Source organism: Amycolatopsis thailandensis (genome assembly GCF_002234405.1).
Taxonomy (GTDB): Bacteria; Actinomycetota; Actinomycetes; order Mycobacteriales; family Pseudonocardiaceae; genus Amycolatopsis; species Amycolatopsis thailandensis.
Map to the genome: position 1 here is coordinate 23,100 of NZ_NMQT01000038.1, position 20,386 is coordinate 43,485.

The window sequence follows — 20,386 nt, forward strand, 5'->3', positions numbered from 1 at the left end:
GCATTTAGTCCTCTGAATGCGAGGACCCTCACCGCCCGGATGAGCGTTGCGGGCCGTAGCTCGCATTCAGAGGACTAAATGCGAGGGGGTCACTTCGCGTCGGCGTAGGTGTCGACGGCGGCGATGTGCAGCGGGAACCGGACCGGGCAGGCGGCACCGAACAGCATCCGCGCCGCCTCGCCCATGCTGTCCACAATGGACTGCGAGACCTCGTCGGCGAACTCGGCGGGGGTGTGCACCAGGACCTCGTCGTGCTGGAAGAACACCAGATGCGCGGGGGAGGGGAGCTTGCCGCGCAGGGTCGCCAGCAGGACCGCGGTCATGTCCGCCGCACTCGCCTGCACGACGAAGTTGCGGGTGAAGCGGCCCCAGTTGCGGGCCGCCTGACGCGCTTTGAGCTCGCCCGCCTCGTCCTCCGCGACACCGCCGGTCAGCGCGCGCCAGGCCTCCGACGGGGCGGGTGAGGTCCGCCCCAGCCGGGAGCGGACGCGCTCACCGCGTTCCCCGGCCTGCGCCGCACGCTCCACATAGGACACCGCGTCCGGGAACCTGGTCCGCAGCAACGCCAGCAGCGGCCCCGCCTCGCCGGACGTGCCGCCGTACATCGCCGACAGCATCGCGATCTTCGCCCTGTCCCGATCGTCCCTGTCGTCCCACGCGGGCACCGGGACGCGGCGGACCCCGGAGAACATCGCCTCGGCCAGGCTCGCGTACAGATCCGTGGCCGCGGCGACGTCGGCCAGTTTGCGGTCACCGGACAACGCCGTCAGGACGCGTGGCTCCAGCTGCGCGGCGTCGGCGACCACCAGCTTCCAGCCCGGATCGGCCCGGACACAGGTCCGCAGCACCTTCGGGATCTGCAACGCGCCCCCACCCCGACTCGCCCAGCGTCCGGACACGACCCCGCCGACGACGTAATGCGGACGGAACCGGCCATCGCGCACCCATTCGTCGAGCCAGGTCCAGCCGTTGGCCGAATGCAGCCGCGCGAGTTCCTTGTACTCCAGCAGCGGCGGGACGGCGGGGTGGTCGATGTCGCGCAGCAGGTACTTCCTGGCCGACGTGACCTCGATGCCCTCCCGCCCGAGCGCGCGGACGACGCTGGCCGGGGCGTCCGGATTGACCGGGCGGCCGCCGAACGCGTCGCTGATCTTCGCCGCCAGCTCCACCAGCTTCTTCGGGCGCTGCCCGGCCGGGACGCGGGGGCCGAGCTGCTCCGCGAGCAGTTCGAGGTGCAGGTCCGCTCGCCACGGCAGCCCGTCGGCGGACATCTCCGCGGCCGCCAGCGCGCTCGCCGACTCCGCCGCGAAGAGCAGCCGAAGCCGATCCGGATGCTCGGCGAGAGCGACCCGCTTCTCCTGTTCGGCCAGCACCCGGCGCGCCGCGTCGACCATGGTGACGCCGGAGGGCAGCCGCGGGCCGCGCGTCTCGAACAGCGTCGGCTGGTCTTCCTCGGCCCACAACGGCGGCTCGTCGGCGGGCGGCTCTTCCCCGTTCGCCCTGGCCAGCGCCGCGCGCAGGCTCCGCGACTCCTGCGGACGGCCCTCGTGCGCCAGCAGCAGCCCCTCGGTCAGCGCCAGGTCGTGACACCGCCGCACCCGGACGCCTGCCTTGATCAACGCCGGGTACGCCTGCTCGACCGACGGGAACACCCACCGGGGTGAGTGCTCGGCCTCCACCCGCCGTACTTCGTCCACGAACTCCGGGATCTTCAGGCCCAGCCGCGGCGGCTGTCCGGAAATCGAGATCGCGAAGTCGCCATCTTCCTCTTGACCTGCGATCGCCTGCACACTCACATTGTGGTGGATCCCACCGACATTTCTGTCACCAGACGGTTAGTGCGCCTGCGCTATCGGTCGGCTACTGTCGAGTAGCAACCCATACCGCCGGTACGCGAACGCCGCCGGCATGGTGTCTCGCCGCAGCAGCAACGGAGGTGCCCGGATGAGAAACCCCACCGGCCTCGCCACCCTGGTGGCGGGCAAGGTGACCGAGACCGTGCGCAGCATCGACGTGATGCGGCAAGCGGGCCTGCTCCCGATCCCGAGGGTCGACGAGGGCCTGCGTTCGCTGGTCATGGTGCGGAAGTGGGGTCCGTTCGCCGGGGCGAACATGATCGCCGCCCGCCGGGACCCGACCGCGACAGGCATCGTCGACGAGCTCGGCCCGCTGACCTTCAAGCAGCTCGACACCCAGTCGAACGCGCTGGCCAGGGCCTGGTCCGAACGCGGCCTCGGCCCGGGTTCGGTGATCGCCGCGCTGTGCCGCGACCACCGGGGTCTCGTGCTGACGATGCTCGCCTCCGGCAAGCTCGGCGCGAAGCTGCTGCTGATGAACACCGGGTTCGCCAAACCGCAGCTCGCGGACGTCGCGAAACGCGAGGGTGTCACGGCGCTCGTGTACGACCAGGAGTTCACCGACCTGCTGGACGCTGTCGAGGGCGAAGTCGACCACTACCTCGCGTGGGTCGATTCGGACACCGCGCGCTCGCCTGACATCCCGGTCGTCACCGAACTGGTCGCTAGCACCGACGACCGGCCGTGGCCGGCGCCCGCCAAACCGGGCGGCTTCATCCTGCTGACCAGCGGCACCACCGGGACGCCGAAGGGCGCGCCGCGGCCGCACACCTCCGCGCTCGCGTCCGCGCAGTTCCTCGACCGCATCCCGCTGCGCACCGGCGAAGCGACCTACATGGGCGCGCCGCTGTTCCACGGCACCGGGTTGTCGCAGTTCATCCTGTCCTTCGCGCTCGGCTCGAAGGTCGTCATGCGGCGCAAGTTCGTGCCGGAGGAGACGCTGCGAGGGGTCGCGGAAAGCCGGTGCACCACGCTGGTCCTCGTGCCGACGATGTTGCAGCGGATCGTCGACCTGCCCGAAGAGGTCCGCGCCAAGTACGACACGTCTTCCCTGCGGATCATCTTCGTCGCGGGCTCCGCGCTGTCCCCGGACCTCGGGAACCGCGCGACCGCCGCGTTCGGCGACGTCGTGCACAACCTCTACGGCTCGACCGAGGTCGCGGTCGCGACGGTCGCGACCCCCGAGGACTGGCGCAAGGCGCCGGGCACGGTCGGCCGCGCGCCGGTGGGCTGCAAGGTCGCGCTGTACGACGAGAAGGGCGGCAAGATCACCGAGCCGCACGTCACCGGGCGGGTGTTCGTCGGCAGCGGGCTGAGCTTCCAGGGCTACACCGACGGCCGGAACAAGGAGATCATCGACGGGCTGCTCTCCAGCGGCGACGTCGGCCATTTCGACGAGGACGGCCTGCTCTTCATCGACGGCCGTGACGACGAGATGATCGTCTCCGGCGGCGAGAACGTGTTCCCGATCGAGGTGGAGAACCTCCTGGTCGAACGCGAGGACGTGCTCGAAGCGGCGGTCGTCGGTGTCGAAGACCCCGAGTTCGGGCAGCGCTTGAAGGCGTTCGTCGTGCGGGCCGAGAAGTCGGACCTGGACGTCGACGGCGTGCGCGAGTACGTCAAGGCGAACCTCGCCCGCTACAAGGTGCCGCGCGACGTGGAGTTCCTCGACGAGCTACCGCGCAACGCGACCGGGAAGGTGCTGCGGAACAAGCTCCACTAGTACTCCCAGTCGATGCCGAACACGCCGGGGCCGAAGTCGAGCGCCACGGCGTGGACGCCGCTGCCTTGGTCCAAGGTGAGTTCTTTCCGGTCCAGCTGGGAGGAACCCTGGCCCAGGCCCGAGGTACTTGTTCCCGCCGAGGGCCCATGTGCGCTGTACTGCCAGCATTTGGTGGGGATGGTGTCCGGGTCGAACCGGATCTCCAGCAGATACTCGCGCACGGGGCGCCGGAACTCGCGGTAATGCGTGTTCCGGCACTCCGGGTACGGCGGTCCGGAGTTGGTCAGGGAGTACTCGATCAGGTGGGTCTCGCCGCGGTCGATGGGCCGGTCGAAGAGGAGTTCGGCGACGGTGAGCCCGTGCTCGTCGTCGACCTCGGCGCGGCCGACGTGGCAGTTGCGCAGCGTGTTCAGCACCGGCGGCCCGGCCTCGGGATCGCCCTGGGCGTAGACCAGCAGCCAGCGGTCCTGGCCGTCCGCGCCCGCCTGGAACACCGCCCGGGCGGTCACCGCGCGTTGCCCGCCGTCTTCGGCGATCTCGCACAGGTCGTGCAGGCCGACCAGCTTCAGCTGATGGTGCTGTTCGAGCGCGTTGGGCGCGCCGACCTTCTCCAGCAGCGCCTGGAGGGCTTCGAGCGGGAAGGTCAACGGCTGCTCGGTGGTGGCGCGGCTCCGGCGTGACGACGCCCCGCGCGGACGCGGCGGCGGCAAGAGACTGAGCAGCGAACCGGCGGGAATCGCCAGGACTTCTTCGAGGACCCGGACCGCGGAGAGTGAACTCTGCCGTTCCGGCTGGCGTTTCCCGGACTGCCAGTAGCTCAATGCGGTGACGCTGACCGACGCGCCGCGAGCGAGAAGTCTCGCTTGGATACGGTCGAGACTCAGCCCGCTGGTGGCGATGGCCGATCGCAACGCCGTGGCGAACGCGGTACGCGGTTCTTCCTCATCGTCGGTGCTCACTCGGTCCGCCGTGCTCCCCGCCACCATATGTCGCCCGACCGCCCCCGCCTGCCGTTTCTCGACCCGTCCGGTTGATAACAACACGAATAACTTTATCAGTCTGGGGTAACACTCCAGGGGCGCCTTCTGCCAGGCGAAAACCCCTTTCCGGACGAGCGGTGCTACTCCTTTTGGCCTAGTACTGGTAACTGTGAATCATTGCCCGCCACCTGGCGCACCGGCTTGCATGGCCTCAGCAACGATCATCCTCCCGGGTGATCCGCACGGCGCGGCAGGAAGGGAACCAGTGAGCAAGTCCCGGAAGAACCTGAAGTCCCGAAAGACCCGTAGCGGCCTCGTGGCGGGTGTCGCCCTCGCCGGCGTGACCGCGGCTGTCGCCACCTTCGGCGCGGGTGCGGCCAACGCCGACCAGCAGGGCGAGATCCGTGACGCCGGTGTGGCCAACGCGGTCGGCGGCAGCTACATCGTCGTCCTCAAGCCGACCGCGGTCGGCCAGGGTGTGGCCGCGGCGAACGAGGTCACCGCGAACGTCGCCTCGAAGGCACAGGGCCTCACCGGTCAGTACGGCACCACGCTGTCCCGCACGTTCGGCTCGGCGCTGAACGGCTTCTCGATCAAGGCCGACGAGGCCGCCGCAAAGCGTCTCGCCGCCGACCCGCAGGTCGCGTACGTCGTCCAGAACAAGACGTTCAAGATCAGCGAGACCCAGGACAACCCGCCGTCGTGGGGCGAGGACCGCGTCGACCAGGCGGACCTGCCGCTCGACAACAAGTACACCTACCCGACGAAGGCCGACAACGTCACCGCCTACGTCATCGACACCGGTGTCCGCGGTTCGCACAAGGACTTCGGTGACCGCGCGACCGGCGGCAAGGACTTCGTCGACAACGACGACACCCCCAACGACGAGCACGGTCACGGCACGCACGTCGCCGGCACCATCGGCGGCACGGACCACGGCCTGGCCAAGGGCGTGAAGATCGTCGGCGTCCGCGTGCTGGACGCCAACGGCAGCGGCACCACCGAGGGTGTCGTCGCCGGTGTCGACTGGGTCGCGGCGAACGCCAAGGGCCCGTCGGTCGCCAACATGAGCCTGGGCGGTGGCGCGGACGACGCCCTGGACGCGGCGGTCAAGGGTGCCATCGACAAGGGCGTGACCTTCGCGCTCGCGGCGGGCAACGAGTCCTCCGACGCCGGCACCACTTCCCCGGCGCGGGTCAAGGAGGCCATCACGGTGGCCGCCAGCGACAAGACCGACAAGCAGGCCAGCTTCTCGAACTACGGTTCGGTCGTGGACCTGTACGCGCCGGGTGTCGACATCACCTCGACGTGGGGCACCGGTGACGACGCCACCAACACCATCAGCGGTACCTCGATGGCTTCGCCGCACGTCGCCGGCGCTGCCGCGCTGTACCTCTCGGCCCACCCGGACGCCACTCCGGCCCAGGTCTCCGAAGGCCTGGTCGCGGCGGCCGCCGACGGCAAGATCAGCAACCCGACCGGGGGCACCGCGAACAAGCTGCTCCAGGTGAAGTAAGACCCTTTCGGACAGGCTGCCCCCGGCGAACTCCAGGCGCCGGGGGCAGCCATCCGTCCGAGGGGCGCCGGACTTGTTACCAACGGGTAAGCTCCAGCCATGGTCCTGCGGAAGAACATCCTGATCACCGGGGCGAGCTCCGGACTCGGCGAGGGAATGGCCAGGCAGTACGCCGCCAGAGGCCGCAATCTGGCGCTGGCCGCCCGCCGTGTCGACCGGCTCGACGCCCTCGCGGCGGAACTCGAGAAGGCGTATCCCGGCATCACCGTCGTCACCCGGAAGCTGGACGTGAACGACCACGACCAGGTGTTCACCGTCTTCGAAGAGTTCCGTGAAGCGCTCGGCTCCCTCGACCGTGTGATCGTGAACGCGGGGCTCGGCAAGGGGCAGCCGATCGGCTCCGGCAGGTTCGACGCCAACCGCCAGACGCTCCAGACGAACTTCCTCGCCGCGGCCGCCCAGATCGAGGCCGCCGTCGGTATCTTCCGCGAGCAGAAGGAAGGCCACCTCGTCGTGGTTTCCTCCTTCTCCGCGCTTCGCGCCTTCCCCGGCAACTTGACCGCGTACGCCGCTTCGAAGGCGGGCGTCTCGGCACTGACCGAGGGCACCCGCATCGAGCTGATGAAGACGCCGATCAAGGTCACCCAGCTGCTGCCCGGGTTCATCGAGTCGGAGATGAACGTGGACATCTCGAAGATCCCGCTCGCCACCAAGGCGGAGGCGGGTGCGCAGGCGCTGGTCAAGGCGATCGAGACCGAGAACGCGAAGGCGTTCGTCCCGTCTTGGCCGTGGAGTGTGCTGGCGAAGGTGTTCCGGTTCGTCCCGGTGTCGGTGCTGAGGAAGTTCGGGTGACCTGTTGATGACCGCCGCGGACAAGACCGTCGAGGTACGCGGCGAGGACGCTTTCGACCCCGCCGCGGTGCACGCCTGGCTGGCCGGACGGGTGCCCGGCCTCGGCGACACACCGCCCGGGGTCCGCCAGTTCCCCGGCGGTGCTTCGAACCTCACGTACCTGCTGACCTACCCGGACCGGGACCTGATCCTGCGCCGGCCGCCGCTGGGGCACAAGGCCGCGTCCGCGCACGACATGCGCCGTGAGTTCCGGGTGCAGCAGGCGTTGCGGCCCGTCTTTCCTTACGTGCCCGAGGTCCTCGCCTTCTGCGACGACGAAACCGTGCTCGGCGGCGACTTCTACGTGATGGAACGCCTCGAAGGCCTGATCCTCCGCGGAGACCTGCCCGCTGGTTTCGCATTGCCGCCGGAGAACGCGCGCGAGCTGTGCGGCAAGGTCGTCGACAGGCTCGTGGAGCTGCACGCCGTCGACGTCGAGGCCGCCGGGCTGGCCGACCTCGGCAAGGGCGCCGGATACGTCGAGCGCCAGGTGCGCGGCTGGTCCGAGCGATTCCTCAAGGCGCGCACAGAGAACGTCCCGGACTGCGCCGAGGTGATGGCGTGGCTGAAGGAGAACCAGCCGTCCGAGGTCAAGATCTGCCTGATCCACAACGACTACCGGCTCGACAACCTGGTACTCGACGACGACCTCGGCATCATCGGCGTCCTCGACTGGGAGATGGCCACCCTCGGCGATCCGCTGATGGAACTCGGCAGCACCCTCGCGTACTGGGTGCAGGACGACGATGACGACGTCATGAAGCTCAGCCGCCGTCAGCCGACGCACGTGCCCGGGATGTACACGCGCGAGGAGTTCGTCCGGCGGTACGCGGAACGCTCCGGCCTCGCGATCGGCGACTGGACGTTCTACGAGGTGTACGGCCTGTTCCGGCTCGCGGTGGTGATCCAGCAGATCTATTACCGGTTCCACGAAGGACAGACGACCAACCCGGCGCTGAAGGATCTCTGGCAGTTCGTCGGCTATCTGGACGGGCGCTGCCGCCGGATCATCGGAGGAGGGCGCGCGTAGATGGGTGCGATCTACCTGGTCCGGCACGGGCAGGCGTCGTTCGGCGCGGAGAACTACGACCAGCTCTCGCCGCGCGGCTTCGAACAGTCCACTGTGGTCGGTGAGGAACTGCTGCGGCGAGGTGTCGAGTTCACCCAGGCGCGGTCGGGTTCCCTTGCCCGGCAACGGGACACGGCCGCGACGGCGTTGAAGGTACTCGGCTCGGGGATCGCCGTCGTCGAGGACGAACGCTGGAACGAGTACGACCACGTCGACATCGCGAAATACCATGCCGCCGGTGTCCAGCAGACCGATTCGCGGGCGTATCAGGCCGCTTTGGACGGTGCGCTGAGCGCGTGGGTCTCGGCGGGCGCGTCCGGTCCGTGCGCCGAGACCTGGCCTCGGTTCCTGGAGCGGGTCAAGGGCGCGCTGGCCGACGTCGTGGCGTCGCTGGGCAAGGGCGAGCATGCCGTCGTCTTCAGCTCCGGTGGCGTGATCGCGACGGTCTGCGGCGCGCTCATGGGTACGCCCGAGGCGGGGCTGCTGAAACTGAACCGGGTCACCGTCAACGCGGGCATCACGAAACTGGTGTCCGGCCGCGGCGGGGTGACCCTGTTGTCGTTCAACGAACATCCGCATTTCGAGGCGGAAGCCGCGAAACTGCTCACCTACCGCTAGGAGACACGCGATGGCGTTCGGCGAGGTCACGGTCATCCCGGTCAACGGGCACGGTCCCGAGGACGTCGTGGTCGACGACCAGGGGCGGATCTACACCGGCGTCGACGACGGGCGGATCCTGCGTGTCTCGCCGGACGGCAAGCGCATCGACGTCCTCGGCGACACCGGTGGCCGCCCGCTGGGGCTGGAGTTCTTCGGTGACGACCTCCTGATCTGCGACGCCAAGGCCGGGCTCTTGACGATGCCGCTGGCCGGTGGCGCCATCACCACCTTGGCGACTTCGGCGGTGGGGCTGGACTTCGTGTTCTGCAACAACGCCGCCGTGGCCGCCGACGGCACCGTGTACTTCACCGACTCGTCGCGCCGCTTCGGCATCGAGAAATGGCGCGACGACCTGATCGAGCAGACCGGCGGCGGCAGGCTGCTGCGCCGGACGCCCGACGGGAAGATCGACCAGCTCGCCGACGGTTTCCAGTTCGCCAACGGGGTCGCGCTGCCGCCCGACGAGTCCTATGTGGCCGTCGCCGAGACCGGCGCCTACCGGGTTTCGCGGTTCTGGCTCACCGGGGACAAGGCCGGCACGCGCGACTACCTCGTCGACGATCTGTGGGGCTATCCCGACAACATCTCGACCGGCAGTGACGGGCTGATCTGGATCACCGTGGCCAGCCCGAAGGTGCCCGCGCTTTCCTTGGTGCAGAAGCTCCCCGCGCCGCTGCGGGCCGGTGTCCGGGCGCTGCCGACGGCCTTGCAGCCCGCACCCGCGAGGGAGTGCGGGGTGCGCGGGGTGACCGCGGACGGGAAGCAGGTCCACGAACTGCGCGGGGAGATCGACGGGTTCCACGTGCTCGTCGGCGTCCGCGAGCGGGCCGGGAAGCTGTATTTCGGCTCGCTGGAGGACAACGCGATCGCCGTCACGTCAGTCTAGGCAGAATTCGTTGCCCTCCGGGTCTTGCATCACGATGAACCCGAGGCTCAACGGCTGCTCGGGCTCGAAACGCTTCACCCGTTTCGCGCCCAAGGCGACGAGCCTCGCGCACTCGGCTTCGAACGCCGCCATGCGCTCGTCCCCTTCGAGGCCGGGGGCGGCCCGGATGTCGAGGTGGACGCGGTTTTTGGCGACCTTGTCCTCCGGGACCTGCTGGAAGAAGATCTTCGGCCCCACACCGTCCGGGTCTTCGAGGGCGGATCGAGTGTTGCGCTGATCCTCGGGAACGCCGACACGCTCCAGGAACTCGTCCCACGCGTCCAGCGGGTCGGTGCCCTCGGGTACCTCGACCCCGGGCGGGCCAGGGTGGACGTAGCCCAGGGCTTCGCGCCAGAAGAGGGAGAGGGCTTTCGGGTCGTGGGCGTCGAAGGTGACCTGGAATTCGCGGCTCTTGCGGTTCATGGGACCACCCTGGCACGCCTAGCGGACAGGATCGGTCCGCTATCTCTGACACGATGGGTGACATGGAGGACGAGCGAGGGACGACCGAGCGGGTGCTCACCCTGCTCGGGCTGCTCCAGCAGCGCGCGGTGTGGACCGGTCCCGAGCTGGCGGACCGGCTCGGCGTCACCCCGCGCACGATCCGGCGGGACGTCGAGCGGCTGCGCGCGCTCGGCTATCCGGTGCAGGCCAGCAACGGTGTCGGCGGTGGTTACCAGCTCGGCCCCGGCCACGACATGCCGCCGCTGCTGCTGGACGACGAGGAGGCGATCGCCACCGCGGTCTCCCTGCTCGCCGGCGCGGGCGGCGGTGAGGCCGCGCTCCGGGCGCTGACGAAACTCGACCGGGTGCTCCCGGCCAGACTGCGGCACGAGGTGCGCGCGCTGTCCGGCTCGATCGTGGCCTTCGACGGAAGCCGCGCGCCGATCGACCCCGACGTGCTCATGACGCTGGCCCGCGCGTGCCGCGACGAGGTCGAGGCGGGCTTCTCGTATCCGTCCTCCGGTGCCGCCGCTTCACGGCGAGTGGAGCCGTACCGCTTGGTGGCTTCCGGGCCGCGTTGGTACCTCTTGGCTTTCGACCTCGACCGCGACGACTGGCGCACCTTCCGCGTCGACAAGATGACCGAGGTTTCCGCGCGGTCTTGGCGTTTCCGCCCGCGCGCGGCGCCCGACGCGGCGGCTTATGTGCAGGAGAACGTGGCCAGCCGGGTGTATCGGCATCAAGCGCGCTTTCTGGTGCACGCGCCTGCTTCGGTTGTCCGGGCGCAGATTCCGGCTTCGGCGGCTGTGGTTCGCTCGCTTGGGCGTTCGCGATGCGAGGTTCTGAGTGGGGCCGGGGACCTGGATTTCCTGCTGATGCATGTGGTGTTGCTGGGGCATTCGTTCGAGGTGATCGAGCCGGTGGAACTGGGGGAGCGGTGCCGGGTTCTGGCCGAACGCTTGCTTTCGGCTGGGGTTCGTCGTAGTTAGTCGGGTGGCTGCGGAGGTTGGGTTTCTTGGTGGGATGGTGTGTTGTGCTTTGGGTTGTCTCGCGGTTAGTCGGCTGGCTGCGGGGCTTAGGTCGCTTGGTGGATCGGTGTCCTCCGTGCTGCGCTTTCGGCTTCTTCTCAGTTAGTCGACTTAATGCGGGGCTTCACTCGGAAGTGGTGAATGCGCGGGTTCGCGGTAACGCAAAATTACGAACACGTGTTCGAGGATTAGGTGTATTATAAAGATGTGTCCGAGACCTTCCTTCCCGAACTCCCGCAGGAGTTGTGGCGTGCCGGCAAGCTGGAGCTTGCTCATGGCGTGCAGCAGTTCTTGCAGCTGATGCGGGTCGCCTCCGCCGCTCTGGGGCAATTCCTGGCGGAGATCGAGTCTCGGGGTTCGAAAGACTTGTATGGCTATGGGTCGACGGCGGCGTGGTTCGCTGATGTGGCTGGGTTGTCTCGGGGTGAAGCGCAGTCGGTGGTGAAGCGGGCGATCGCGTTGAACCCGACCCGTAATCTGGATGGCACCGAGGTTCCGGCCTTCGCACCCACCACGGGTGCGGCAGCCGCCGAGGGCATGATCGGGGACGAGCGGATCGACCAGATCCTGGAGATCTTGGGGAGACTCACGTCTGACACGTCGGCCGAGGATCGGGCCACTGCGGAGAAGATCCTCGGGAATCTGGGCCGTGGAGCTGGTCCCCGGCAGCTGGTGAACGCGGAGACGAGCCTGCTCGGCTGGCTGGATCCCGACGGGAACGAACCCAAAGACCCCGAACCGAAACAGCCACGCCGAGAGATCACCCTCGAGCGTCGCAAGGACGGGTTCTGGAAACTGAACGGCCTGCTCGATGACGAAACCGGCGCCCGCACCGCCGCCGCCCTGGAGGCGTACGCGAAGCCTCGCCCGGTGGACGAGTTCGGCCAGGCTGACTTGCGGATGAAGTGCGAGCGCCTGGGTGATGCGTGGGCGGAGCTCCTTGACTTGGCGATCGCGTGTCCTGATCAGCCCGGCACCAGCGGATACCGGACCTTGGTGCACGTGACCATCGGCCTGGAAGAGCTGAAGACCGGGATCGGGAAAGCCTGCCTCGACTTCGTCGGGACCATGACCGCCCGCGAAGCGCGGATGGCCGCATGCGACTGCCTGATGCTGCCCGTGGTGATGAACGCCGCCGGGGAACCCCTCGATGTGGGGCGACTACGACGGTTCGTCACCCCAGGCCAAAGACGGGCACTCAATATCCGGGATCGGGGCTGTGCGTTCCCGGGCTGTCATCGGAAACCGAAGAACTGCCACGCCCACCATATTGAGCACTGGGCAGACGGCGGCCCGACCGATCTCCGGAACCTGGTGCTGCTGTGCGGTTTTCATCACCGACTGATCCACCACGGTGACTGGCACGTCCGCATGGCGGCTGACGGGCTACCGGAGTTCATTCCGCCCCAGTATTTGGACCCGCTACAACGAATCCGGCGCAACACCCTCAACCGCGCCTGAACTCCCTGCATGACCCGAGGAGCCCGCCAGCCTTACCGGCGACGGGCTCCTCGGCATGCCCACGAGCAGGTCGCGAATGCGGTGTTCGTCGCTGCCTGGCGGACTCGCAAGGTGGTGGCGACAGGCACTATTCGTTGGCCTGTAAGTAGTGCTTCGAGGTCGTCGGCTGGGGTGTGCCAGCCGACGGTTTCACGGGGCGGCCGTCGAGTTCGGGGGCGAGGTCCGCTGGAGGAGTGCAGAGTGCGGCTGATGCTGGTCATCGCGGCGGCGGCGTCGCGTCCGTGGGAGCAGATGCGGCAGGATCGCGAACGGGATGCCCAGGGTCAGGTCGCCTTCCCAGTACCCGGGGACGGCGCGGTCGGCGGGTCGTCGCAGATCTTGATTCCGCCAGCGGCCCCGAGCCCGCGGCGCAGCGCACCCGGCCCGGACGTACAGCGCTTGGCGGATCGACCGGAATCTCCGGCCGACCCGGGAATTCCGGCACCGGTCTCCGCGCGACCTGGCGGGGGACCATCTACAGTCCAGCCGGCCTGCACGGACCGACACCGTGCCCATCGGCTACCGAACCTCCGCGCTCCCGGTCACGGCCGGCCAGCGCACCGCGTGCATTTGTCCTTTGCCGTTCTCGGACTCGCCCACGATTTCGCCGCGGCCGTTGAGGCCGTTCGCCTCGGTCCGATGCCCGCCGCGCAGAGCCGGCAGCACGATCACGGTGCCTACCGCAGCGCCTGCCCCGGGAGTCCGTCGGCGCCGGATTCGCAGAAACCCACCGCGATCCCGGAGTCGTTGATCTCCGAGCCTCGCAGGTGCGGGCGCCTTCGGGGACCGGCAGCGTGGTGATACCGCCGTCAGGGTTCCATCGGACGGGGTGATACCCCGGCCGGTATCGCGAGCCGGGTGTGCGTGCCGTCGGGGTTCCAGCGTACGGCGATCGTCCTCTCGGCCACGGTGCTGTACTCGCCGACCACTCCACCGGCGTCGTTGATCCCGGTGGAGTGGCTGTGGCTGTCCCCGCGAAACGCGCCGAGATCGACCGGCGCCGCCTCCCGCGCGCCGGCCACGGTGACGGTGCCGCCGAGCAGAAGGACCGAGAACAAAGTGCACAGCAAGAACTTTCCCCGCACCACGTGAACCCCTCCAGAGTCGCCCGAGTGCGCCGATCTCCGGAGTATGGCGAAACCCGGTCAGCGGCCGGAACCGCCGATCGGACGCGGGCTCATCGGCCGGTCCACCGTGGCGAGCGCCCGGCCGTCCAGGCCGCATAGAACTCCCCGTGGTCCTTCGCCGTCATCAACAGGGCCTGCGTGATCGCCTCCAGCTCGATGGAACTCCCCAGATCCATGTCCAGCTCGCGCGTGAGCAGCACCTTGGTCGTCCCGTACGCCAGCGCCGGGCCGTCGGCCAATCGCCGCGCCAAAGCGGAAGCGGAAGCGGCCAACTCGGCGTCGGGAACGACCTGCGAAGCCAGCCCGATCGCCTCGGCCCGGGCGGCGTCGATCTTGTCGCCCAGCATCAGCAGTTCCGTGGCCCGCCCCAACCCGACCAGCCGCGGCAGCAGATACGCCGAGCCCATGTCCGCCCCGGCCAAGCCGACCTTCGTGAACAGGAATGCGAATTTCGCCGACGACGCCAGCAGCCGGAAGTCGCTCGCCAGCGCGATCACCGATCCCGCGCCCGCCGCGACACCGTTCACCGCGGCGATCACCGGGATGGGGCACTCGCGCAGCGCCTTCACCACCGCGCCGGTCATGCGGGTGAACTCCAGCAGCTCCGCCGACTCCATTTTCTGCAGCTCGCCGATGATCTCTTCGACGTCGCCGCCGGAGCAGAACCCGCGCCCGCGGCCGGTGACGACCAGCACCCGGACGTCGCCGCGGTGCGGCAACTCGGCCAGCAGGTCGCGCAGGTCCGCGTAGACGTCGAAGGTGAGCGCGTTCAGCTTTTCGGGGCGGTCCAAGGTCACCGTGGCGACACCATCGTCCACAGTGAACTCGAAATGCTCCCAGTTCGCCGTGATCGGCGGCGTGGCGCGGAACGGGCTCATGACTGGATCCCACCTCCATCGAGGACGAGTGTCTGTCCGTTGATCGCGGCGGCTTCGGCCGCCGCGAAGAAGGCCACCGCGTGGGCGACCTCGTCGGGTTCGAGCAGGCGGCCGAGCGGGGACGCGGCGGCGAGGGCGGCTTCCGCTTCGGCCTCGTCGCGGCCGGTGCGGTCCCGGATCCGGGCCACCGAGGCGGCCGTCATGTCCGTGCGCACGAAGGCCGGGCAGACGGCGTTCGCGGTGACGCCGGTGCCGGCGACCTCGGCGGCGGTGGCGCGCATCAGGCCGACGGCGGCGTGCTTCGACGCGGTGTACCCGGCCGTGTAGCGATAGCCGAGGTGCGACGCCGTCGAGGCGACGGTGACGATCCGGCCGGTGTCGCGCGATCGCATGCCGGGCAGAACCGCGCGTGTGCACAGGAAAGCACCGGTCGCGTTGACCTCGATCTGGGTCCGCCACTGGTCCAGCGACGTCTTCGCCAGCGGCGCGCTCGCCGAGATCCCGGCGTTGTTCACCAGCACGTCCACCGGGCCGAGGCCATCGAAGTACCGCGCGACGGCGTCCTCGTCGGTGACGTCGCAGTCGGCCCGGCCGGGGGCGTGCACCTTGTCCCCGGCGGCCTGGAACCGGGCGGCGACGGCCGCGCCGATCCCGCGCGTCCCGCCGGTGACGACGACGATCCTGCTCACTGTGCCTCCACCCGGCGCAACGCGCGCCGATCGAGTTTTCCGTTGGCGGTGCGGGGGAGTTCGGTCACGAACACCACCTCGCGCGGATATTTGTGCTTCGCCAGATTCGCCCGCGCGTGATCCTTCAGTTCGTCGGCGGTCACCTGGACACCGTCCGCCAGGACGACGCACGCCCGCGGGACGACCAGGCCGTCGACGGTCACGCCCAGCACCGCGCAGTCGATGACGGCCGGATGCCCGATGAGACAGTCTTCGATCTCGCTCGGCGCGACGAACACGCCGGACACTTTCAGTAGGTCGTCGGCGCGGCCGTGGTGATGGAAGAACCCGTCGGTGTCGCGGCTGAACAGGTCGCCGGTACGCAGGGTGTCGCCGTGGAACGTCCGCGCGGTCTTCTCCGCGTCGCCGTAGTACTCGCGCGCGATGGTCGGACCGGTGACCTCCAGGGGACCGATCTCGCCGTCCGGCAACGGATCACCGCTCTCGTCCACGATCCGCGCGGTGTAGCCGGGGACCTCGCGGCCGAGGCTGCCGACCCGCTGCGCACCGGGCACATTGGACAGATAGATGTGGTACGCCTCCGACGAGCCGATCCCGTCGATCACCGGGACCCCGAACAGGTTGTCCCACTTGCGATGCAGTTCCGAAGGCAACGCCTCGCCCGCCGACGTCGCCAGGCGCAGTGAACTCAGGTCCACAGTAGACGCGGTAGAGTGGGCGATCATCGCGCTCATCATGGTCGGCACGTTGACCAGGATCGTCGGCCGGTAGCGTTCGATCAGCGAGAACAGCAGGTCCGCGGTGCTGCGCTGCGGGAACACGATCCCGGACGCGCCGACGCCGAACGGGAACAACGCCGTCAGGTCCCGCGCGTAGCCGAAGAACAGCTTCGGCACGGCCAGTACGCGGTCGTCCTCGCGGAGGCCGAGCACGCCGAGCGCGTACCGGTCGAAGCTCTCCAGCGCGCTGCGCGCCGGGTGCACGCACGCCTTGGGGGAACCGGTGCTCCCGGTGGTGAACTTCCAGATCGCGACGTCGTCCAAAGTGGTCGGCGCGGCTTCCAGCTCGGCCGGGGCCGACGCCGTCAGCGACGTGAACGAGTGCTCGCCGGGCTCCAGGTCGACGTCGCCGACCACCAGCAGGTTCCGCGCCCCGGCCTCGCGCAGCGCGGGCAGCGTCGAGCCGTCCGCGATGACGACGACGGCCTCGGTATAGGCCAGATAGTACGCGTAATCCTTGGGCTGCAGGAAAGAATAGGCCTCGGCGGTCACCGCGCCGATCTTCTGCGCCGCGTACCAGACGGCCACGAACTCGACGCTGTCGTTCAGCGCCAGCAGGACCCGATGTCCACTTCGGACGCCGAGATCGCGCAGCACGTTCCCGGCCCGGTTCACCAGCGCCGCCAGCTCCGCGTACGTGACTTCCTCGTCGCCGCACAGCAACGCCGTCCGCTCGCCGGGGAGGCGGTCGACGAAATGGGTCGCCAGATTGAAGGTGGTCATACCAGCTCCCGGATCGCTTCGACCAGGATGTCGGTGAGCGCCGAGAAGGTCTTCTCACCTTCTTCGGCGGTCGCCTGGGCGGGGTTTCCGCAGTAGGCGTCGGTCATCCCGGCCGAGGCGAAGTCCGTGACGCCGCCGCGCGCCAGGTCGACGTGGACCGCGGGCAGGTCGCGCTGGACGGCGGTGTCGACCAGGTCCGGCCGGTCGGCGAGCACCAGTGACGTCTCGTACTGCCCGGCGTGGCACTCGCCGGAGCGGAACTCGTCGGTGAGCCGGGCCGCGTACCGGCGGCGGACCAGGTCGACGAAGCCGACGCCCGAGGTCTCCGCCACGCGCCGCAGCACCACCAGATGCGCCGGTTCGAAATGGTTGTTGACCAGCAGGATCCGGGTGAGTCCCTGCCCGGCGAGCGCGCCGCAGATATCGGTGAGCAGCGCGTACAGTGTCTCCTCGCCGATCGAGACGCCGCCCGCGAATCCGGCCGCGAACCGGGTCACCCCGTACGGAACCTCGGGCAGGATCAGCACACGAATGCCGGGATCACCCGCCAGCCGCGCGGCCGCGCGTTCGCACATCCCCCGGGAGATCAGGGGATCGGTGCCCAGCGGCGCGTGCGGGCCGTGCGGTTCGACGGCGCCCACCGGCAGGAGCAGCACGGGGACGCGCGTGTCGGACGCGAGAGCCGCCACCTGGCGTGAGCTCAAATCCGCGAAGTACGTCACTCGAATCAAGCTACACCGCAGCGGCCTGAGGTGTATAGAGTTGCGCGCATGCCCGCATCGGCCACCCCCCACGGCGACCCAGGACCCCAAGACCTGGTGATGACACTGCTCGGCACCTACGTGTCGCCGCGCGAGAGCCGCCGTGTCTGGTCCGGCGGCCTGGTCGCCGTGCTCGCCGGGCTCGGCTTCTCCGACGGCGCCGCGCGGATCGCGCTGGCCAGGCTCGTCCGCCGCGACCTGCTCGCGCGGCACAAGGCGGGCAGGCTCGTCCACTACTCGCTGACCCGCCGCACGATCACGCTGCTGGAGGACGGCGACCGCCGGATCTTCTCCCTCGGCAGGCGCGAACGCGAGGCCGGGGAGTGGACCGTGCTGTGGCAGAGCATCCCGGAAAGCCGCCGCCAGGCCCGGGAACGGCTCGTGCGCCGGCTGCGTTTCCTCGGTTTCGGCCCGGTGCAGGACGGCACCTGGATCGCCCCGCACGACCGCGAGGCCGAGGTGCTCGCCCTGCTGGCCGAACTCGACGTCTCCGAACACGCCGGGCTGATGCTCGGCAAACCGTCGCCCGCGCTCGACGTCCGGCGGTTCGCCGACCGGGCCTGGAACCTCGACGGCCTCGCCGCGCGCTACGACGCGTTCGTCCAAGATTTCGGCGGGTATTCAGGCGACTTGCCTGACGCCGAGGCGTTTCAGGTCCGAACCTGGCTGACGCACACCTTCCGCGCCTTCCCGTCGCTCGATCCGGAACTCCCGGTCGGGCTGGTGCCCGCTCCGCCGAGCCGGGCGGCCGCGGTCGAGCTTTTCCACGATCTGTATCAGGCGCTGGCCCCGGCGGCGCAACGCCATTTCGATGGAGTGACCGAATCATGAACGATGACACCCAGGCCGCATTGAGTTACACGTCCTACCTTTCGCTGGACGAAGTGCTGGACGCGCAGCATCCCCGGTCCGACGAGCACGACGAATTGCTCTTCATCGTGATCCACCAAGTGTATGAACTTTGGTTCAAACAAGTTCTCCACGAGGCGCTTTACCTGCAGGAGCAACTCGAGGCGGGTAACACCGCTCACGCCACCCGCACGCTGAGGCGAATCCTGACTATCTTCAAGGTGGTGGTCGCGCAGATTGACGTGCTCGAGACGATGACTCCGAGCCAGTTCACCAGTTTCCGTGCGCGACTCGACGCTTCGAGCGGGTTCCAGTCGGCTCAGTTCCGCGTCCTGGAGGCCGTTCTCGGCCGCCGGGACGAGCGGGTGTTCGCGCATTACCCCGAGGGCGGTGACCAGCGCGCCCAGATCTCGGACGCGATGTCACGGCCGTCGCTCTTCGATTCCTTCACCACTTACCTCGCGGTGAAGGGGTACGACGTCCCGACCGGGCGCGATGTCACCAAGCCACTCGAACCCTCTCCGGCGCTCCAAGAGGTTCTGTTGCGGGTCTACCGCGACGACACCGGGCCGTCCGTGGTGGCGGAGCACCTGGTCGATCTGGACGAAGGGATGCAGGAGTGGCGGTATCGGCACGTGAAGATGGTCGAGCGCACCATCGGAGACAAGACCGGGACGGGGGGTTCGTCGGGCGCGCACTACCTGCGTACGACGCTTTTCTCCCCGATGTTCCCGGATCTCTGGGCAGTGCGGAGCAGGCTGTGACGACACTCGACGAACTCCGCGGCGACCCCAACGCGCTCGCGGCGCACTACACGCACTTCGGTGTGGCGGACCGGATCCTGCTGACGGGGCACTCGCACCAGGCGTGGCCGGACGTCGCCCGGGAAGGCCTCCTCGAAGCCTTCGCCGACGCGGCCGAAGGGGTCGACACCAAGTGGGACCGCGCTTTCGCGAAGGCCGACGAGATGCGGGCCGGGTTCCGGGCGCTGCTCGGCGACCCGCACGGCGGCATCGCGCTCGGCGCCAGCACGCACGATCTGGTGATCCGGTTCCTGTCGGCGATGGACCTCCCGAGCCGGCCGCGGCTGGTCACCACCGACGGTGAGTTCCACACACTGCGCCGCCAGCTGGGCAGGCTGGCCGAAGAAGGGGTCGAGGTCGTCCGCGTGCCGTCGTCGCCGGTCAGCACGCTGGCCGAACGCGTCGCGGCCGAGGTCACCGAAGACACCGCGGCCGTGCTCGTCTCGGCGGTGCTGTTCGAGACCTCCCGGCTCGTGCCGGGGCTGGCGCATCTCGCCGACGTCTGCCTGTCGAAGTCGGTGAACCTCGTCGTCGACGCCTACCACGCGCTCGGCGTCGTCCCGTTCTCGCTGCACGACCTCGGGCTCACCAACGCCTGGGTGCTCGGCGGCGGCTACAAGTACCTCCAGCTCGGCGAGGGCAACTGCTTCCTGCGGATGCCCGCGCACGCGCAGGAACTGCGGCCGGTCGTCACCGGCTGGTACGCCGAATTCGGCGCGCTCGCGGACGAGCGCCGACCCGGCGAGACCGCCTACGCGTCCGGATCGGACAGGTTCGCCGGCGCGACTTACGACCCGACGAGCCATTACCGGGGCGCCCGCGTCTTCCGGTTCTTCGCCGAACAAGGCCTCACCCCCGAGTTCCTGCGGGAGGTGTCGCGGCACCAGGTCGGCTTCCTCGCCGACGGTTTCGACAAGCTCGGGCTGCCCGAAGACGTCGTCACCCGCGACCGGGAGACCCCGCTGGACCGCATCGGCGGCTTCCTGTCGCTGAAGTGCGCCGACGCGGGCGGGCTGCGGGCCGCGCTCGCCGAACGCGGCGTCCGGACCGACAGCCGCGGCGAGTATCTGAGGTTCGGCCCGGCGCCGTATCTGTCCGACAGCCAACTCGACTCCGCACTTCGCGTCCTGGGCGAGATCGTCCGCTAGGTTTGCGGGTGTGGCACCGTCGCCGCCGGACGACCTT

20 protein-coding genes are annotated in these 20,386 nt (G+C 69.0%); 11 read left to right on the forward strand and 9 right to left on the reverse strand.

Going from position 1 to position 20,386, the window contains the following annotated elements:
- Positions 1-89 precede the first annotated feature (89 nt).
- Positions 90-1,796: a bifunctional 3'-5' exonuclease/DNA polymerase gene (locus tag CFP71_RS12170; RefSeq protein ID WP_167406091.1), complete on the reverse strand. Its 1,707-nt coding sequence runs from the start codon at positions 1,794-1,796 to the stop codon at positions 90-92.
- A gap of 148 nt (positions 1,797-1,944) precedes the next feature.
- Here CFP71_RS12170 and CFP71_RS12175 point away from each other — a divergent pair, with 148 nt between their 5' ends.
- Positions 1,945-3,579 carry an acyl-CoA synthetase gene (locus tag CFP71_RS12175; RefSeq protein ID WP_093933955.1) on the forward strand — a complete coding sequence of 545 codons (1,635 nt, stop codon included), beginning with the start codon at positions 1,945-1,947 and terminating at the stop codon, positions 3,577-3,579.
- On the opposite strand, the gene CFP71_RS12180 is transcribed toward CFP71_RS12175, so the two are convergent.
- Positions 3,576-4,565 carry a hypothetical protein gene (locus tag CFP71_RS12180; protein WP_208635940.1) on the reverse strand — a complete coding sequence of 330 codons (990 nt, stop codon included), beginning with the start codon at positions 4,563-4,565 and terminating at the stop codon, positions 3,576-3,578. The two genes, CFP71_RS12175 and CFP71_RS12180, sit on opposite strands and share 4 nt — an antisense overlap.
- Before the next feature lie 259 nt (positions 4,566-4,824).
- On the opposite strand from CFP71_RS12180, the gene CFP71_RS12185 reads away from it, so the two are divergent.
- From CFP71_RS12185 to CFP71_RS12205, 5 genes are all read left to right on the forward strand, one after another.
- Positions 4,825-6,075, forward strand: coding sequence for a S8 family peptidase (locus CFP71_RS12185; RefSeq protein WP_093933956.1), 1,251 nt, complete (start codon positions 4,825-4,827; stop codon positions 6,073-6,075).
- Positions 6,076-6,174: 99 nt separating this feature from the next.
- Positions 6,175-6,927 carry an SDR family oxidoreductase gene (locus tag CFP71_RS12190; RefSeq protein WP_093933957.1) on the forward strand — a complete coding sequence of 251 codons (753 nt, stop codon included), beginning with the start codon at positions 6,175-6,177 and terminating at the stop codon, positions 6,925-6,927.
- Positions 6,928-6,931: 4 nt separating this feature from the next.
- Positions 6,932-7,996, forward strand: coding sequence for a phosphotransferase family protein (locus tag CFP71_RS12195; protein WP_208635939.1), 1,065 nt, complete (start codon positions 6,932-6,934; stop codon positions 7,994-7,996).
- Positions 7,997-8,653, forward strand: a complete 657-nt coding sequence (locus CFP71_RS12200; protein ID WP_093933959.1) for a histidine phosphatase family protein — start codon at positions 7,997-7,999, stop codon at positions 8,651-8,653.
- A gap of 10 nt (positions 8,654-8,663) precedes the next feature.
- Positions 8,664-9,581, forward strand: coding sequence for an SMP-30/gluconolactonase/LRE family protein (locus tag CFP71_RS12205; protein ID WP_093933960.1), 918 nt, complete (start codon positions 8,664-8,666; stop codon positions 9,579-9,581).
- Here CFP71_RS12205 and CFP71_RS12210 read toward each other — a convergent pair.
- Positions 9,573-10,043 (reverse strand): VOC family protein, encoded by a 471-nt coding sequence (locus CFP71_RS12210; RefSeq protein WP_093933961.1) that lies wholly within the window; start codon positions 10,041-10,043, stop codon positions 9,573-9,575. The genes CFP71_RS12205 and CFP71_RS12210 overlap by 9 nt on opposite strands.
- 62 nt (positions 10,044-10,105) lie before the next feature.
- Between CFP71_RS12210 and CFP71_RS12215 the strand changes: the two genes are divergently transcribed.
- Together CFP71_RS12215 and CFP71_RS12220 are read left to right on the forward strand one after the other, a co-directional pair.
- Entirely contained in the window at positions 10,106-11,053 is a 948-nt protein-coding gene (locus CFP71_RS12215; RefSeq protein ID WP_093933962.1) for a helix-turn-helix transcriptional regulator, read from the forward strand.
- Between the two features lie 246 nt (positions 11,054-11,299).
- Complete coding sequence (locus CFP71_RS12220; protein ID WP_093933963.1) at positions 11,300-12,553, forward strand: DUF222 domain-containing protein; 1,254 nt, start codon at positions 11,300-11,302, stop codon at positions 12,551-12,553.
- Between the two features lie 558 nt (positions 12,554-13,111).
- Here CFP71_RS12220 and CFP71_RS44110 read toward each other — a convergent pair.
- From CFP71_RS44110 to CFP71_RS12245, 6 genes are all read right to left on the reverse strand, one after another.
- On the reverse strand, positions 13,112-13,264 hold the full coding sequence (locus tag CFP71_RS44110) for a hypothetical protein (protein ID WP_167406092.1): 153 nt from the start codon (positions 13,262-13,264) through the stop codon (positions 13,112-13,114).
- Between the two features lie 137 nt (positions 13,265-13,401).
- Positions 13,402-13,677, reverse strand: coding sequence for a hypothetical protein (locus CFP71_RS12225; RefSeq protein ID WP_143267069.1), 276 nt, complete (start codon positions 13,675-13,677; stop codon positions 13,402-13,404).
- A 92-nt stretch (positions 13,678-13,769) separates the two neighbouring features.
- The gene (locus CFP71_RS12230; protein ID WP_093933965.1) at positions 13,770-14,597 is read right to left on the reverse strand and encodes an enoyl-CoA hydratase family protein; all 828 of its coding nucleotides are present in this window, start codon (positions 14,595-14,597) and stop codon (positions 13,770-13,772) included.
- On the reverse strand, positions 14,594-15,286 hold the full coding sequence (locus tag CFP71_RS12235) for an SDR family NAD(P)-dependent oxidoreductase (RefSeq protein WP_093933966.1): 693 nt from the start codon (positions 15,284-15,286) through the stop codon (positions 14,594-14,596). The genes CFP71_RS12230 and CFP71_RS12235 overlap by 4 nt, the downstream gene beginning before the upstream one ends.
- Positions 15,283-16,788 (reverse strand): benzoate-CoA ligase family protein, encoded by a 1,506-nt coding sequence (locus CFP71_RS12240; protein WP_093933967.1) that lies wholly within the window; start codon positions 16,786-16,788, stop codon positions 15,283-15,285. Before CFP71_RS12240 ends, CFP71_RS12235 begins: the two co-directional genes overlap by 4 nt.
- Positions 16,785-17,510 carry a creatininase family protein gene (locus tag CFP71_RS12245; RefSeq protein WP_093933968.1) on the reverse strand — a complete coding sequence of 242 codons (726 nt, stop codon included), beginning with the start codon at positions 17,508-17,510 and terminating at the stop codon, positions 16,785-16,787. The genes CFP71_RS12240 and CFP71_RS12245 overlap by 4 nt, the downstream gene beginning before the upstream one ends.
- A 48-nt stretch (positions 17,511-17,558) precedes the next feature.
- On the opposite strand from CFP71_RS12245, the gene CFP71_RS12250 reads away from it, so the two are divergent.
- From CFP71_RS12250 to CFP71_RS12260, 3 genes are read left to right on the forward strand one after another with little or no spacing between them, the layout of a single operon-like run.
- Complete coding sequence (locus tag CFP71_RS12250) at positions 17,559-18,380, forward strand: PaaX family transcriptional regulator (RefSeq protein WP_093933969.1); 822 nt, start codon at positions 17,559-17,561, stop codon at positions 18,378-18,380.
- Positions 18,377-19,162, forward strand: coding sequence for a tryptophan 2,3-dioxygenase (locus CFP71_RS12255; RefSeq protein ID WP_093933970.1), 786 nt, complete (start codon positions 18,377-18,379; stop codon positions 19,160-19,162). Before CFP71_RS12250 ends, CFP71_RS12255 begins: the two co-directional genes overlap by 4 nt.
- Entirely contained in the window at positions 19,159-20,349 is a 1,191-nt protein-coding gene (locus tag CFP71_RS12260) for a PLP-dependent aminotransferase family protein (protein ID WP_093933971.1), read from the forward strand. Before CFP71_RS12255 ends, CFP71_RS12260 begins: the two co-directional genes overlap by 4 nt.
- Positions 20,350-20,386: the final 37 nt, after the last annotated feature.